The sequence below is a fragment of the Plantactinospora mayteni genome (assembly GCF_016862935.1).
GTDB classification, from domain to species: Bacteria; Actinomycetota; Actinomycetes; order Mycobacteriales; family Micromonosporaceae; genus Plantactinospora; species Plantactinospora mayteni.
Genome location: NZ_BONX01000023.1, coordinates 411,908 through 426,265 on the forward strand (window position 1 = coordinate 411,908; position 14,358 = coordinate 426,265).

Annotated in this window: 12 protein-coding genes; 7 read left to right on the forward strand and 5 right to left on the reverse strand. The window is 70.7% G+C overall.

Annotation, left to right across the window (positions count from 1 at the left end; genetic code table 11):
• Nucleotides 1-36 precede the first annotated feature (36 nt).
• The 5 genes from Pma05_RS17965 to Pma05_RS17985 all read left to right on the forward strand — a co-directional run bounded on the left by Pma05_RS17965 (nucleotide 37) and on the right by Pma05_RS17985 (nucleotide 4,825).
• Nucleotides 37-1,359, forward strand: a complete 1,323-nt coding sequence (locus Pma05_RS17965; protein WP_203858551.1) for an ABC transporter substrate-binding protein — start codon at nucleotides 37-39, stop codon at nucleotides 1,357-1,359.
• 13 nt (nucleotides 1,360-1,372) lie between these two features.
• Nucleotides 1,373-2,335, forward strand: coding sequence for a carbohydrate ABC transporter permease (locus Pma05_RS17970; protein WP_239312533.1), 963 nt, complete (start codon nucleotides 1,373-1,375; stop codon nucleotides 2,333-2,335).
• A complete protein-coding gene (locus tag Pma05_RS17975) occupies nucleotides 2,332-3,252 on the forward strand; it encodes a carbohydrate ABC transporter permease (protein WP_203858552.1) in 921 nt (306 codons plus the stop codon). The genes Pma05_RS17970 and Pma05_RS17975 overlap by 4 nt, the downstream gene beginning before the upstream one ends.
• Before the next feature lie 72 nt (nucleotides 3,253-3,324).
• Nucleotides 3,325-3,807, forward strand: coding sequence for a DUF6232 family protein (locus Pma05_RS17980; RefSeq protein WP_203858553.1), 483 nt, complete (start codon nucleotides 3,325-3,327; stop codon nucleotides 3,805-3,807).
• Nucleotides 3,808-3,934: 127 nt separating this feature from the next.
• Nucleotides 3,935-4,825, forward strand: a complete 891-nt coding sequence (locus tag Pma05_RS17985) for a hypothetical protein (RefSeq protein WP_203858554.1) — start codon at nucleotides 3,935-3,937, stop codon at nucleotides 4,823-4,825.
• Between the two features lie 116 nt (nucleotides 4,826-4,941).
• On the opposite strand, the gene Pma05_RS17990 is transcribed toward Pma05_RS17985, so the two are convergent.
• Together Pma05_RS17990 and Pma05_RS17995 are read right to left on the reverse strand one after the other, a co-directional pair.
• Nucleotides 4,942-5,604: a response regulator gene (locus Pma05_RS17990; RefSeq protein ID WP_275414703.1), complete on the reverse strand. Its 663-nt coding sequence runs from the start codon at nucleotides 5,602-5,604 to the stop codon at nucleotides 4,942-4,944.
• Nucleotides 5,601-6,779, reverse strand: coding sequence for a sensor histidine kinase (locus Pma05_RS17995; protein ID WP_203858555.1), 1,179 nt, complete (start codon nucleotides 6,777-6,779; stop codon nucleotides 5,601-5,603). Before Pma05_RS17995 ends, Pma05_RS17990 begins: the two co-directional genes overlap by 4 nt.
• A gap of 143 nt (nucleotides 6,780-6,922) precedes the next feature.
• On the opposite strand from Pma05_RS17995, the gene Pma05_RS18000 reads away from it, so the two are divergent.
• Entirely contained in the window at nucleotides 6,923-8,149 is a 1,227-nt protein-coding gene (locus Pma05_RS18000; protein ID WP_203858556.1) for a DUF418 domain-containing protein, read from the forward strand.
• 644 nt (nucleotides 8,150-8,793) lie between these two features.
• The gene (locus Pma05_RS18005) at nucleotides 8,794-10,059 is read left to right on the forward strand and encodes a hypothetical protein (protein WP_203858557.1); all 1,266 of its coding nucleotides are present in this window, start codon (nucleotides 8,794-8,796) and stop codon (nucleotides 10,057-10,059) included.
• A gap of 64 nt (nucleotides 10,060-10,123) precedes the next feature.
• Here the strand turns inward: Pma05_RS18005 and Pma05_RS18010 are convergent, their stop codons facing one another.
• From Pma05_RS18010 to Pma05_RS18020, 3 genes are read right to left on the reverse strand one after another with little or no spacing between them, the layout of a single operon-like run.
• A complete protein-coding gene (locus tag Pma05_RS18010) occupies nucleotides 10,124-10,951 on the reverse strand; it encodes an HpcH/HpaI aldolase/citrate lyase family protein (RefSeq protein WP_203858558.1) in 828 nt (275 codons plus the stop codon).
• Nucleotides 10,951-12,183 (reverse strand): CaiB/BaiF CoA transferase family protein, encoded by a 1,233-nt coding sequence (locus tag Pma05_RS18015; protein WP_239312535.1) that lies wholly within the window; start codon nucleotides 12,181-12,183, stop codon nucleotides 10,951-10,953. The genes Pma05_RS18010 and Pma05_RS18015 overlap by 1 nt, the downstream gene beginning before the upstream one ends.
• A complete protein-coding gene (locus Pma05_RS18020) occupies nucleotides 12,180-14,351 on the reverse strand; it encodes an alpha/beta hydrolase-fold protein (RefSeq protein ID WP_203858559.1) in 2,172 nt (723 codons plus the stop codon). Before Pma05_RS18020 ends, Pma05_RS18015 begins: the two co-directional genes overlap by 4 nt.
• Between the last annotated feature and the right edge of the window lie 7 nt (nucleotides 14,352-14,358).

Genomic DNA, 14,358 nt, shown 5'->3' on the forward strand with positions numbered 1-14,358 from the left:
TGGTCGGTCCCACCCGCAGCGGCGCGAGGAGACACGATGGCGAATGTGCAGCCCGGCCGAACCGTCCCCCCGGTGCCGTCAGGCCCCACGCCGAGTCCGCTCAGCCGACGTCGCCTGCTCGGCGGCGCCGCGTACGCGGCCGGCGCGCTGGCGCTGCCGGTGGGGCTGGCCGGCTGTGAGAAACCGACCGAGGGCGGCAGCGGCGGCGGGACGGTGACCTTCGGCTCCAACTACTCCGACGAGGTGCCGAAGAAGGCGATCGCCGAGGTGCTCGCCAACTCCGGGCTCGACGTGAAAATCAACACTGTCGACCACAACACCTTCCAGGAGAACATCACCCGCTATCTCCAGGCGACTCCGGACGACGTCTTCACCTGGTTCTCCGGGTTCCGGATGCAGTATTTCGCCGCCCAGGGGCTGGCCACCGACATCTCCGACATCTGGCAGACGATCGGCGGCGACTTCTCGGCAGCGATGAAACAGGCTTCCACCGGTACCGACGGCAAGCAATACTTCGTGCCGTTCTACTACTACCCGTGGGCGCTGTTCTACCGGAAGAGTCTCTTCCAGGAGAAGGGCTACCAGGTCCCGACGACCTGGGACGACCTCAAGGCGCTGGCCGGGAAGATGAAATCGGACGGGCTGATCCCGATCGCCATGGCCGACAAGGACGGCTGGCCGGCGATGGGCACCTTCGACTACGTCAACATGCGTACCAACGGATACGACTTCCACGTCAGCCTGATGGCCGGCAAGGAGTCCTGGGAGGACAGCCGGGTCAAGCAGGTCTTCACGCTCTGGCGGGAACTGCTGCCGTACTGCCAGCCGGGGGCGAACGGGCGGACCTGGCAGGAGGCGGCACAGTCGCTGGGCCAGAAGCAGACCGGGATGTACCTGCTCGGCATGTTCGTCGGCCAGCAGTTCCAGGGCGAGGTCGCGGCGGACCTGGACTTCTTCCCGTTCCCGCAGATCGCCGAGGCGCACGGGCAGGACGCGGTCGAGGCACCGATCGACGGCTTCATGATCTCCAGCAAGGTGAAGAACGTCGACGGGGCGAAGGAGCTGCTCCGCTATCTGGCCAGCGCCAAGGCGCAGAACGCGTACCTGAAGAGCGACCCGAACAACGTCGCCACGCACAACGGCGCCGACACCAGCGGCTACAGCGCCTTGCAGAAGAAGGCGGTCGAGCTGGTCGGCGGGGCGAAGCAGATCTCCCAGTTCCTCGACCGGGACACCCGACCGGACTTCGCCTCCACGGTGATGATCCCCTCGTTGCAGAGCTTCCTGAACGCGCCGGACGACGTCGACGGGCTGTGTAGGCGGATCGAGTCGCAGAAGAAGACCATCTTCGCCTCCTGACGGGCGGTCGCCGGTGACTCCGACTCCGACGGCACCGCCGGTCGAGGCTGGGCGGGCTGCGGGCGTACCCCGGTCGCCGGCCCGGCGTCGACGGCGCCGGATCGGCCGGTTCACCCCGCGCGACATCGCGGTGATCGGGCTGCTGCTCGGCCTGCCGCTGCTGCTCGACCTGGGGTTGATCTGGGGTCCGGCCCTAGCCTCGATCGGGCTGTCGTTCACCTCGTGGGACGGGCTGGGCGAGATCCGGCCGGTCGGGCTGGACAACTACGTCAACATCGTCAGCAACTACCCGCCGTTCTGGCCGGCGGTCTGGCACAACCTGCTCTGGCTCGCCTTCCTCGGCCTGGTCGCCACCCCGTTCGGGCTCTTCCTGGCGGTGCTGCTGGACCGGGAGATGCGGTTCACCCGCTTCTACCAGACCGCGTTCTATCTGCCGGTGGTGCTCTCGCTGGCGGTGGTCGGCTTCCTCGCCCAGCTCATCTTCTCCCGCGACTACGGCGTGGCGAACGCGATCCTGGGCCGGACCGACAACCCGGTCGACTGGCTCGGCGACCCGTCGATCAACCTCTGGTCGGTGCTGCTGCTGGTCGGCTGGCGGCACGTCGGGTACGTCATGCTGCTCTACCTGGCCGGGCTGAAGGCCGTCGACCCGGTGCTGAAGGAGGCGGCGGCGATCGACGGGGCGAACGAGGCGCAGACCTTCTTCCGGGTGGTCTTCCCGACGCTCCGCCCGGTCAACGTGATCGTGCTGGTGATCACCGTCATCGAGGCGCTGCGCGCGTTCGACGTCGTCTACGCGATCAACCGGGGACGCAACGGTCTGGAACTGCTCTCGGTGCTGGTCACCGACAACATCGTCGGGGAGGCCAGCCGGATCGGGTACGGGTCGGCGATCGCGGTGATCCTGCTGCTGATCTCCACCGGCTTCATCGCGGTCTATCTGGTGCAGGTCTTCCGGCGGGAGGACGAGGCATGACCGTCGAGCGGGGTACGGCTGCCGAGCGGGGTACGGCTGTCGGCAGGCGCAACCGGCGCCCGGTCAGCCCGTGGCGGGTGGTGGTCCGGATCTTCCTCTGGGCGATGGCGCTGGGCTGGCTGGTGCCGTTGCTGCTGCCGCTCTACGCCTCGCTGCGGCCGTACGCCGAGACCGCCGCCGAGGGGTATTTCTCGCTGCCGAAGACGCTGAACTTCGACTACTACGTGCAGGCGTGGCAGGGCGGCAACCTGCCCCGGCACTTCCTGAACACCCTGCTGGTGGCCGTACCCGCAGTGCTGTTGACGCTCTTCTTCGCCTCGTTCGTGGCGTTCCTGATCTCGCGGCGCCGGTTGCCCGGCGGGCGGCTGCTGCTGATCCTCTTCACCGCCGGCAACCTGCTGCCGCAGCAGGTGGTGCTGACCCCGCTCTACCTGATGTACACCAAGCTGCCGCTGCCGTGGTGGATGAGCTGGCCGTCCGAGCTGGTCTACGACTCGTACTGGGGGATCATCGCGATCCACGTGGCGTTCCAGACCGGGTTCTGCGTCTTCGTGCTCAGCAACTACATGGACACCATCCCGCGCGAGCTGATCGAGGCGGCCACCGTCGACGGGGCCGGGGTGTGGCGGCAGTACTGGCGGGTGGTGCTGCCGCTGGTCCGGCCGGCACTCGGCGCGCTCGGCACGCTGGAATTCGCCTGGATCTACAACGACTTCCTCTGGGCGGTGGTGCTGATGTCCACCGGCGACAAGCTGCCGGTGACCAGCGCGCTGAACAACCTCCGGTCGGTCTACTTCACCGACTACAACCTGCTGGCGGCCGGTTCGATCCTGGTCGCCCTGCCGACACTTATCGTCTTCTTCGTGCTGCAACGGCAGTTCGTCGCCGGGCTGACGCTGGGCGCCAACAAGGGTTGAGGCTGCGGCTGACCCGAATCCGACCATGCGGAACGGTGGCGCCGACGCCGGGCGCCGCGCTTTGCTGGAACGGTGACGCTCTATTACCGGGACGACACGGTACGGGTTACCTCCGAGACCATCCACGTCAACGGGCGCAGCGTGCCGGTCGCCGAGGTGTCGTACGTCTGGCACGCCCGGGGCCGGGGTACGGCCCGGACCCGGGGGCGACTCGCCGGGCGGGGCGTACTCATCTTCCTGCTGTCGATCCCGCCGCTGGTGGCGGTGGTCTGCGTGCTGTCGCTGGCGTACTCGGCACAGGACCGGGGCGAGTGGCGGCTCGCCGCGATCATCCTGGCGGTCTGCGTCGTCGGCGCACTGGCACTGATCCCATTCCTGGAGGTGCCGCTGTACTGGCTCGACCGGTCGTACGAGCGGGGTGCGAAGGTGCAGGAGCTGTGGGTGCAGTACCGGGGTGAGGAGGTCATCCTGCTCCGCAGCTCGGACGCGCTCCGGTTCGGGCAGATCTACCGGGCGATCCAGCGCGCCATCGAGCAACACAGCCCGGAGAGGTGACGGTCAGCCCGCCGATCGCTTCGTCGCCGTACTCCGGTCTGTCACGCTCCGCAACGTCGCGGGCGCCGCACTGACGTTGCCCCCGGCGTCACTTCGAGTGTCGTACCCGTCTCGTAACGTACCCGCCATGCCAAGTGCGGAACACGAGTCCCCGGTCGCCCTGGCCAAGCTCGATCCGAGCCTGGTGGCCTGGTTGCTGACGAACGTCTTCAACGTGAAGGTCCCCGACTACCACCACGCCCGTACCCACGCCACGGACGTACGGGTGCTGGTGCCGCGCACGTACCACGCGGACAGCATGCTGCTCTTCTGCGACCCGGCCGACCAACCACTGCTCGCGGTCGTACTGGAGATCCAGCGCGGCTGGGACTCCGGGAAGCGACGCACCTGGAAGCTCTACGTGGCCCAACTCGAAGCCGAATTGGATGTCGACGCGGCGTTGCTGGTCTACTGCCCCGACCCCCGCACCGCCCGTCGCTATCGCGGGCTCTTCGAGTTCGACGGCCTGAGCCTGTCGCTACGACCGTTGATCTTCGTACCCACGGACGTGCCGCTGGTCGTGGACGTGGACCTGGCTCGGACCAACCCGGCGCTGGCCGTGCTCTCGGCCATCTGCCACGGCCACGACGCCCAGGTCGAAGCCACCTTCCCGGCGCTGATGGAGGCGCTTCGCTCGGTCAATCCGAAGACGGCGATCTTGTATTATGACGTTGTACTGGCCGGACTGCCGGTGGCGGCCCGGACCCGTTGGGAGGCATTTATGACCACCACCGTGGGCTCCGAATACCGCAGCGAGCTGCTGCGAGAGCTGGCCGCCCAGCACGAAGAGCTAGGCGAGGCCCGGGGTGAGGCCCGGGGTGAGGCCCGGGCGATCCTGACCGTGCTCGAAGGGCGAGGCGTGGCCGTACCCGCCGAGGCCCGCGAGCAGATCCTCGCCTGCACCGACCTGACCCAGCTCGACACCTGGCTCCGCCGCGCCGTCAACGCCACCACCATCGACGACCTCCTCGGCGCATAGGCCGCCGTTCAGCTACGGACGACAACAATCCGGATACCCCGACGGTCGCCACCCCGACCCTGGTGGTGAGCCAGCCCAGTGGCGCCGACAGATGGCCGGTCGACGATCGGGTGGCGTCAGGCTTGGCTGAGGAGCCCGGCCTGGTGGGCGAGGATGGCGGCCTGCACCCGGTTGGTGAGGTTGAGCTTGGCGAGGATCCGGCTGACGTGGGTCTTGACCGTCGCCCCGCTCATGTGGAGGTTCGTGGCGATCTCGGTGTTGGACAGCCCTCCGCCCACCGCGACGAGGACCTCGCGTTCCTTGCTGGTCAGCACGGTGAGCCTCCGCGCGGCCTCGGATCGACCCGTGTCGGCGTCGATGAAGCGATGCAGCAGTTTCCGGGTCACCTTGGGCGAGAGCATCGCGTCGCCGCGTGTCGCGCTGCGGACCGCGGCGAGCATCTCCGCTGCCGAGGCGTCCTTGAGGAGAAAGCCCGCCGCGCCGTGCCGCAGCGCGGTGTGCACGTACTCATCGAGGTCGAACGTGGTGAGCACGACGACCTGCGGCCTCGGCGTGAGGTGGGCGAGGCGCTCGGTGGCGGTCAGCCCGTCGGCCCGGGGCATTCGGATGTCCAGCAGTACGACATCCGGGCGATGGAGCCGTGCCTGGTGGACAGCCTCGTCGCCGTCGGCCGCCTCACCCACCACGGTGATGTCCGGTGCGGTCTGCATGATGGTGCGCAGCATCGCGCGTACCATCCACTCGTCGTCGACGACCAACAGCCGGATCGGCTCGCTCACCGGATGTCCTCCGACTTCGGGACGGGCTTGAGCGGCACCTCGGCGGCGATCTCGAACCCGCCGTGCGGCAAGGGGCCGGCAGTCAGCTCGCCGCCGACGAGCCGAATCCGCTCGGCGATGCCGAGCAGGCCGTGGCCGCCGCCGGGCAGGCCGGGCTGGCTGCCGCGCCGGCCCGGGTCGTTCGTGACCACCAGGCGCAGAGCGTCCGGGGCGTGTGTGACGCAGATGTGGGTCCGGGCCCCGGCTGCGTGCTTGTGTACGTTGATCAACGCCTCCTGGGCGACGCGGTAGAGCGCGTGTTCGACGAGCGCGGGTGGCCGGACGCCGGCCTTGTCGACCACCTCCAGCGTAACCGGCAGGCCGATGCGGCGGGACGCGGCGACCAGGTCCGTCAGGTCGGCGAGCCCTGGTTGGGGCGCCAGTGGCGCGTCGTCGTCGGCGCGAAGCACCTGTACCAGGGACCGAAGCTCCTCCAGGGATTCGCGTCCGATGGTGCCGATCCGCTTGCCGATGGTCACGGCGTCCTGGCCCTCGGTCGCCTCCAGCGCGGTGGAGTGCAGCACCATCAACGACACCCGGTGCGTGACGACGTCGTGCATGTCCCGGGCGATCTGGGCGCGTTCGTCGCTGCGCGCCTGAAGGATGCGCTGATGCTGCTCCCGCTCGGCCCGCTCGCGGACCCGGGCGGCCAACTCGCGCCGGGTGCCGACGTACAGGCCCAGCAGCGCCGGGGCGGCGCAGATGACCGCGCTGAGCGGCCCGGCGGCGTCGAGCCCACCCTCGGCCCAGATCGGGATGCCGACCACCAGCGCGGTTGCCAGGGTGCTCGCTGCCACCTTCCACCATGACCTGGTGCGTTCGGCGATGGTGTACTGCGCGAACAGCAGGGCGACGAACGCGGCCAGGGTCGCCCAGGCGAACACGCCGGCCACGACAACCGCGACCGGCCAGCGACGTCGCCACCACACCGCGGCCCCGACCAGCGCACCCACCGGAATCGAGAACCACAGCGGTGGGTTCCAGTCGAAGTAGGCGATCTCGTGGGGGCCGAGCGAGCGGGCGGCCCCGCCGTCGCCGGTCGCCGTCGTGACGGCGATCGCGAGTACCAGCACCGCGTCGAACAGGCGGCTGCGGTGGGTACGGATCGCCGCCGAATAACGGTGCCACCGACTCATGCCTCGGCACGTTAGCCGTGCGCGGAGCGGTGGGCATCGGTAAAAAGTTGTAGCTGGGCGTCGAAAATCAGCGCCAATCCGCCGACGCCGCCGGCACAGGTTGCCGGATGTCCCGATGGGGTCGTCCTGCCGATGCTGACGCCATGGAAACTCTCCACGCACCACCGAGCCATCGGCCGGTCGCCGCCGCACCGGCATCCGTGGCGGAACGGATCGTCAACCTGGACGTCCTGCGGGGCTTCGCCCTGCTGGGCATCCTGATCGTGAACATCACCGTCTTCCAGGGCGAACCGCCGCCCGGAGACGAGTCGGCGGGCCTCGTCAAGGACATCCTCACGTTCGCCTTCTCCGACAAGTTCTACACGCTGTTCGCGCTGCTGTTCGGGTACGGTCTGGCGATTCAGATGCGGCGGGCGGGCACGGAACACGTTCCTCGGATGCGGCGACGGTTGGCGTTCCTGCTCGTCATCGGGTTACTCCACGCCGTATTCCTGTTCTTCGGCGACGTACTCGCCAGCTACGCCATCGCCGGGGCGGTGCTGCTCGCCATGCGCAACCTCTCCCCGCGTACGGTGGCCCGCGCCGCCGTCTGCGCGGTGATCGGCCTCGCCGCCCTGCACTGGGTACTCGCGCTCGGGTGGGCACTCGCCGGAGGCGCCGGTGACCCGGCTGCCAGCGACGGCGGAGAGGCGGTCGCAGCGGCTGCGGCGGCGATGGAGGCGTACCAGGGATCGTTCACCGACATCGTCGGGCAGCGGCTCAGCGACCTCGCCGGCTTCGCGCCGTTGACGCTGGGGCTGCTGCTGCCCAACTACATCGCGTTGTTCCTGGCCGGGATGGCCGCTGGCGCGTACGGGCTGCTGGACCGGTCGGACCTCCCGGTACGCCGGCTGCGGCAGGCGCTCGTCATCGGGCTGGCGGTCGGACTGCCGGGTGCCGCGCTGTCCACCGTCTTCCCCATCTCCGAGGCGAACCCGGTCTCCGTCGCGATACGCGGAATCAGCATGCTGACCGTACCGGCGCTCACCATCGCCTACGGGGCCGGCCTGCTGCTGCTCCTGCGTACCCGGGCCGGCCGCCGCCTGTCGGGCGTGCTCGCCCCGGCCGGACGGATGGCGTTGAGCAACTACCTCGGCCAGTCGGTCCTGTGCGCGTTCCTGTTCACCGGCTACGGCCTCGCCCTGATCGGTACCGTGGGCAGCCTTGCCACGGCCGGCATCGCCATCGCGATCTTTGCCGTTCAGGTCGTGGCGAGCCGGTGGTGGCTGCGCCGGTTCCGCTTCGGTCCGATGGAGTGGCTGCTCCGGTCGGTGACCTACTGGCGCCGGCAGACGTTGCGGCCGGCCCAGGTCATCCCGCCGTCGGCCTGACCCCCGAGACACCAGGTTTCCGCCGGTTGTGGCGTCCCCGGTGCCCGCTCCCCCGGACGTGGCACGTACGCGCTGCTCAGCAGCCGGGCGGCGTACCGTCCGATGTGGCGGCCCGGATTCGGTCCGGGCCGCCACATCCCCCAGCCGTCCTGCGAGGTCACCTGATGCCTCTTGGCACGCAACATCTCGAGGGGCGACAGCCTGTGCCCTCGGAATCCTCGGGTTATCCACAGGCACCCCGCCAGAATATTGATCATCCCCTATCCTGATCCGCGCTGAGTAGTCATCTCATAACGGATCATGTAATGATCGCGGGGGACAAAGTGCACAATCACCAAGAGGGGCAGCCAACCGACGCCACAGAACGGTCCTGGTACCGGCCGGATCCGGCAACCCCGCCGCCGGGTCCGCCGCAGCCCCCGGTGCCGCCGATCCGACCCGGCCGGGCAACGGTGTCATACGCCGCACCGGGGCCGAGGCGACGGCGACTGCCGCGCTGGGCGTGGGCGGGCATCGGTGCGGGCGGTCTCGTCCTGGTCCTGATGCTCGCGGTGACCGTGATCGTGGTGCTCCGGAACGACGGGCAGCAGCCGACGGCCGACCCTTCGCGTCCCACCCCGTCCTACGATTCGCCCTACGATCGAATGCACCGACGAGTCGGGGAGATGCTCGCCCGGCGGTCCGCCGCGATGCTACGAGGCGACGAGGAAGCCTGGCTCGCGGATCTGGACCAGCGGCGTACCGCGCTTCGAGAACGCGAACGGATGCGGTTCCGCAACCTGCAACAGCTACGGCCGACGAGATTCGACCTGGCCAGCGGCGGTGCCCTCGACATCAGGTCCGACTCGCTGCCGACCAGCAACGCGGCACCGCCGGCCACGGGACGGTTCGCGATCAACGCACTCATGCAGTTCGAGTCCGACGTCCAACCCCACTTCGCGGCCTACGCCTATCAGGTCGCCGTCAGCGCGGACACCGTACGGATCGTCGAGGTGTTCGCTCCTGGCTTGAAGACTCTCGTCAACAACCCACGGAGGAACGGTCCGACCGTCCGCGATGCGCCCTGGGACGCCGAGCCGCTGCGGGCGTCCCGGCGCGGCGACGTGGTCGTCTTCGCCTCGCGGAACAGCAGGTGGGATCCGGCGAGATATGTCGGCATCGCAGTCCGGGCCAGCTCCTTCGTCCGCAAGTTGTGGGGCGACCGACCCGCGCCGAAGGGTTTCGCCGTCCTGATGGCGGACGACCGCGAGTTCGACCGATGGTTCGCCTACGGAAGCGAAGAGCCCGACACCGACCACGCCGGGTACGTCAACTGTCCCGACATCGCCGAGCCGAGCGGGCTGCGGAAGCTGGTCATCCGCCCGAAGGAATCGGTCGCCGGCTGCCGGATCGTGCTCAGGATGTCGACGGTCGACGACGACCACCGCGCCTACACCCTGATGGTGCACGAGATGGCGCACGCGATCGGCCCGCACCTGCTGCGGAACACCTACCACGGCGACGACGCCGAACGGCTGAACAGCCCTTTCTGGGCCGTGGAGGGCTTCGCCGAGTGGGCGGAGAACACCGCCGGTGGCGCGGCCGAGACCAGGGCGGGAATGAACGTGGTCAAGCGGAACTGGTCCCGGTACAAGCCGATGAGCGGCGACCGGGACGTGCCGTTACCGCAGAATCCCCGGTTCTATTCCGCCGACGACACCCGGACCTCGTTCAACTACGAACTGTCGGCGGCGTTCTACCACGCGGCGGAGCAGGTCGGCGGGCGGCAGCGGGCCGTCGACCTCTACACCGAGTTCAGCCGGCGCCCGCAACTCGTCTCGGACACCCATTTCATCCTCGACGCCCAACTGGAGAAGGCAGGCGTCGACCCGGACCGGATGTGGGCGGCGCACCGCAACCTGATCCGATGACCGGCTGACAGCACCAGCTCGCGGTCACCGGCCGGCGGCGTACCCGGGAAAGCCCTCCGCACGGTCACGACCCGCGCGCGTACCGCTCGGCGAGGTCGACGGTACGGCGGGCCGATGCCACCATCGCGCGGTCGGCGAACCGGCCGTCCGGGAGTACCACCGTGCCGGTGTCGCGGGTCTGTGCCTCGGCGACCGCGTCGAGCAGTTCCCGGGCCTGGGACACCTCTTCGGCCGAGGGCCGGAACGCCGCCACGATCACGGGTAGCTGCCGGGGGTGGATCGCGGTCCGGCCGAGGAAGCCCATTCGGCGGCCGGCCGCGCAGGATTCGGCGAGCCCGGACAGGTCGGTGACGTTGGGGTAGACCGGCAGCAGCGGCGGGGGCAGGGCGGCGGCGCGGGCGGCGACGACGATCCGGCCGCGTACCCAGGCAAGGCCCTCCTCGGCGGTCACGCCGAGGTCGGAGCGGAGGTCCGCCTCGCCGAGCCCGATCGAGGCGACCGCCGGATCGGCGCCGGCGATCTCGTACGCCCGCTCCACCCCGACCGCCGACTCGACCAGTGGATGCAGCGGTACCGGCACCCGTGCGGCGACCGCCCGTACCGACCTCGGGGACTCCACTTTGGGCAGCCGCAGCCCGGCCAGCCCCGGTGCCCCGGCCAGGGCGTCGAGGTCGGCGGCCACGTCCGGCCCGGTCAGCTCGTTCACCCGGACGAAGACCGGCACCCGACGAGTCTCCGCGACGAACTCGGCGGCGGCGCCCCGGGCGTACCCCTTGCGGGTCGCCGCCACCGCGTCTTCCAGGTCGAGGATCACCGCGTCCGCGCCGGAGTCGACCGCCTTGCCGAACCGGTCCGGCCGGTCACCGGGCACGTAGAGCAGGGTCAGCAGCATCAGATCGCTCCCGCCGCCCGCAACTCGGCGATCTCCTCCGCGGTCAAGCCGAGAGCCGTCAGCACCTCGTCGGTGTCCTGGCCGTGTGCCCGGCCGGTGTGCCGGATCTGCCCCGGGGTCGCCGACATCCGGAACGGCACGTTCTGCATCCGTACCGGCCCGAGGTCGGGATCCGGCACCGAGACCGCCGTGCCGAGCGCGGTGTACTGGGGGTCGGCCAGGATGTCGCGTACGTCGTAGATCGGCGCGACCGCCGCCTGCGCCTCCTCGAACGCGGCCACCACCTCGTCGGAGTCCCGAGCCGCCACCCAGGCGCCGACGGCGGCGTCCAGTACGTCCGCGTGCGCGGCCCGACCGCTGCCGGTGCCGAACCACGGCTCGTCGATCAGTTCGGGGCGGCCGACCAGCCGCAGCACCCGTTCGGCGATGCTCTGCGCACTGGTCGAGACCGCCACCCAGCGCCCGTCCGCACACCGGTACGTGTTCCGGGGCGCGTTGTTGTTCGACCGGTTGCCGAGCCGGGGCTGGACATAGCCGAGCTGGTCGTACCAGGTGATCTGCGGGCCGAGCATCGCCATGATCGGCTCGATGATCGCCAGGTCGACCACCTGCCCGGTGCCGGTGACGTCCCGGGCCCGCAGCGCCAGCATCACCGCATAGGCGGTGGCGAGCGCGGTCACCGAGTCGGCCAGCCCGAACGGCGGCAGCGTCGGCGGGCCGTCCGGCTCACCGGTCGCGGCGGCGAATCCACTCATCGCCTCGGCGAGGGTGCCGAACCCGGGCCGCCGGGCGTACGGGCCGAGCTGGCCGAAGCCGCTGATCCGGGCGATCACCAGCCGGGGGTTGACCTCGTGCAGCTCGGCCGGCCCGATCCCCCAGCGCTCCAGGGTGCCGGGTCGGAAGTTCTCCACCAGTACGTCGGCGTCGGCGACCAGCCGGCGCAGCAGGTCGGCGCCGGCCGGGTCGGAGAGGTTGGCGGTGACGGTCCGCTTGTTGCGGCCGAGCACCTTCCACCAGAGCCCGACCCCGTCCTTCGCCGGCCCGTGTCCTCGGGACGGGTCCGGCTTGGCCGGATGCTCCACCTTGACCACCTCGGCCCCGAAGTCGCCGAGGAACGCGGTGGCGAGCGGGCCGGCGAACAGCGTCGCCAGCTCCACCACCTTCACTCCGGCCAACGCGGCCGGAGCAGAACCCTCGCTCAGCGCGGCCGGAGCAGAATCGGAGGTCGTCACGGCAGTCCTCCTGTCGGGTCGACCGACGCCACGAAGACGTCGCCGTTGCCGAGCGCGCCGCCGCCGGCCGGACTGCCGATGGTCAAGCCGCTGACCAGCAGTTTCCCGTCCTCGGCCCGGGTAGCGTAGACGTTCTCCTCGCCGAAGGCGTCCACCGCGTCGTCCCGGGCGGTGCCGTACTGCGCCGCCAACACCTGCTTGCCGCGCCGGTCCAGCCGCAGGGTCAGCACGTCTGCCGCGCCGGCCGGTACGCCCAGGGCGCTGCCGGTGAATCCGACCACCGCCACCTCGCCGCCGGGCAGCGCCAGCACCTCGGCGCCGGCGTCATCGCCCGCCCCGCCGCTGACGGTCCGCCACCGCTGCCGGCCGGTTCCGTCGTACGCCACGGTCAGCGCGTCGGTGCCGCCGGCCGTGGCGTCCCCGCCGGTACTGCCGGTGGCGACCACGGTGCCGGCGGTGGTGATGGCGAGGCCGGTCAGCAGGTCGTCGCCGGCGCCGCCCTCGGCTGCGGTCCACTGCCGGGTGCCGTCCGGGGTGAACCGGGCCAGCCAGCCGTCGACGCCACCCAGGTGTGTGCTGCCGGGCATCCCGGCCGAGGTACTGCCGGCGAGGTAGACGCCCGAGGCGTCGGCCGCGACCGCGTACGCCTTGTCCTCGCCGGGACCGCCGAACTGGCGACTCCAGCCGACCTGGCCGTCCGGGCCGATCCGGACCAGGATCGCGTCCTTGTCCCCGGCGCTGGTGCCGGCGTACGCCCCGCTGGTGTAGCCGGCGACATACGCGCCGCCGTCCGGGGCGGGTGCGATGGCGTAGAACCGGTCCGCCTTGCTCGGGTCGCCGAGCTGGGTCAGCCAGGCCCGCTCCCCGGTGCCGGTCAGCTTCGCCACGAACCCGTCGTCGGCCGGGCTGCCCGGGTGCGCCCCGTCCAGGTCGCCCCGGGTGTAGCCGGCGGCCAGCACCCCACCGTCGGCGACCGGTACGACACCGTAGAGCCGCTCGTTCGCCGGGGTGCCGAACTGTACCGTCCACTGTGGCGTACGCAGGTCCGGGCCGAGCCGGGTGAGTACGGCGTCGAGCCCGCCCGCGTACGGCTGGCCGGCGACCGGGCCGGAGGCGGCGTACCCGATGGTGGCGCCGCCGTCCGGGTCCGCCGCGATGCCACCGGCCCAGTCGGTCCCGGCGGTTCCGTGCAGCGGTCGGGGCAGCCCGGCCGGCGGGGTGACACTCAGCGTCGGGGCGAGCTGTCGCATGCCGTCCACGAAGGATGGTCGCCAGACGTCCCAGTCGTGGCCGCCGTCCACCACCCGGAACTGCGCCGAGACCGCCTCGGAGCGCCGGACGGTGTTGTAGAGCGTGGCGGCCTCGTAGTCGAGGTCGTGTGCCGCGTCCGCCGGATCCGGGTTCGCCCACTCGTCGTCGCCGACCGCCACGAACAGCCGGACCGGCAGCTCGGGGTCGAGGGCCGGCAGCAGGGCCGGATAGTTCAGCCGGCCGTAGACGTCGGCGGAGAACCGTTCGTCGCCGGCGCCGAAGCCGCCGTACTCCCGGGCCGACGAGTCGGCCGGCGGCAGCGGGCGGTAGACCGCCGGGCTGAGTACCAGCGCGTTGGCGAAGAGGTCCTGGTGGGCCAGCGCGTAGCGGAGCGCGCCGGCCCCGCCCATCGAATAGCCGCCGACCAACCGGGCGCCCCGATGCGCCGCCGTCCGGTAGGTCGCGTCCACATAGGAGACCAGGTCGCGGGTGAGCGCCGTCTCGACCGGCCGGCCCGGGTCGTCCGCCCCGGTGTAGCCGGAGTCGACGTACCAGCTTCCCCGGCCGCTCCACGGCGCGTCCGGGAGTACCGCGATCACCGGCGGCACCTCGCCGTCGGCGATCATCCGGTCCAGGTCGGCCTTGACCCGGGTCCACGCCGACATCGTGTCGCCGCGCCCGTGCAGCAGGTAGAGCACCGGATAGCGGACGGTGGCGTTGCGCCGGTCGGCGTAGCCGTACGGCAGGTAGACGGTGTAGTCGATCGGCGAGCCGAGCGCCGCCGACGGCGCGCTCGCCGTGCTCAGGGTGCCGGCCCGGTCCCGGCCCGCCACGGCCCCGCCGGGTACCGCGCCGACCAGGCCGACCGAGAGCAGCAGTACCCCGGCCGCACCGCCGAGCCGCCAGAATCTCCTCATCGAGTTC

Coding starts and splice junctions, on each gene's coding strand:
- Pma05_RS18010 (WP_203858558.1), bottom strand. CDS start 10,951: ATGCTGCTGACCCTGCTCTACGTGCCCGGTGACCGGCCGGACCGGTTC.
- Pma05_RS18005 (WP_203858557.1), top strand. CDS start 8,794: ATGCACCGACGAGTCGGGGAGATGCTCGCCCGGCGGTCCGCCGCGATG.
- Pma05_RS18020 (WP_203858559.1), bottom strand. CDS start 14,351: ATGAGGAGATTCTGGCGGCTCGGCGGTGCGGCCGGGGTACTGCTGCTC.
- Pma05_RS17975 (WP_203858552.1), top strand. CDS start 2,332: ATGACCGTCGAGCGGGGTACGGCTGCCGAGCGGGGTACGGCTGTCGGC.
- Pma05_RS17995 (WP_203858555.1), bottom strand. CDS start 6,779: ATGAGTCGGTGGCACCGTTATTCGGCGGCGATCCGTACCCACCGCAGC.
- Pma05_RS17965 (WP_203858551.1), top strand. CDS start 37: ATGGCGAATGTGCAGCCCGGCCGAACCGTCCCCCCGGTGCCGTCAGGC.
- Pma05_RS17985 (WP_203858554.1), top strand. CDS start 3,935: ATGCCAAGTGCGGAACACGAGTCCCCGGTCGCCCTGGCCAAGCTCGAT.
- Pma05_RS18000 (WP_203858556.1), top strand. CDS start 6,923: ATGGAAACTCTCCACGCACCACCGAGCCATCGGCCGGTCGCCGCCGCA.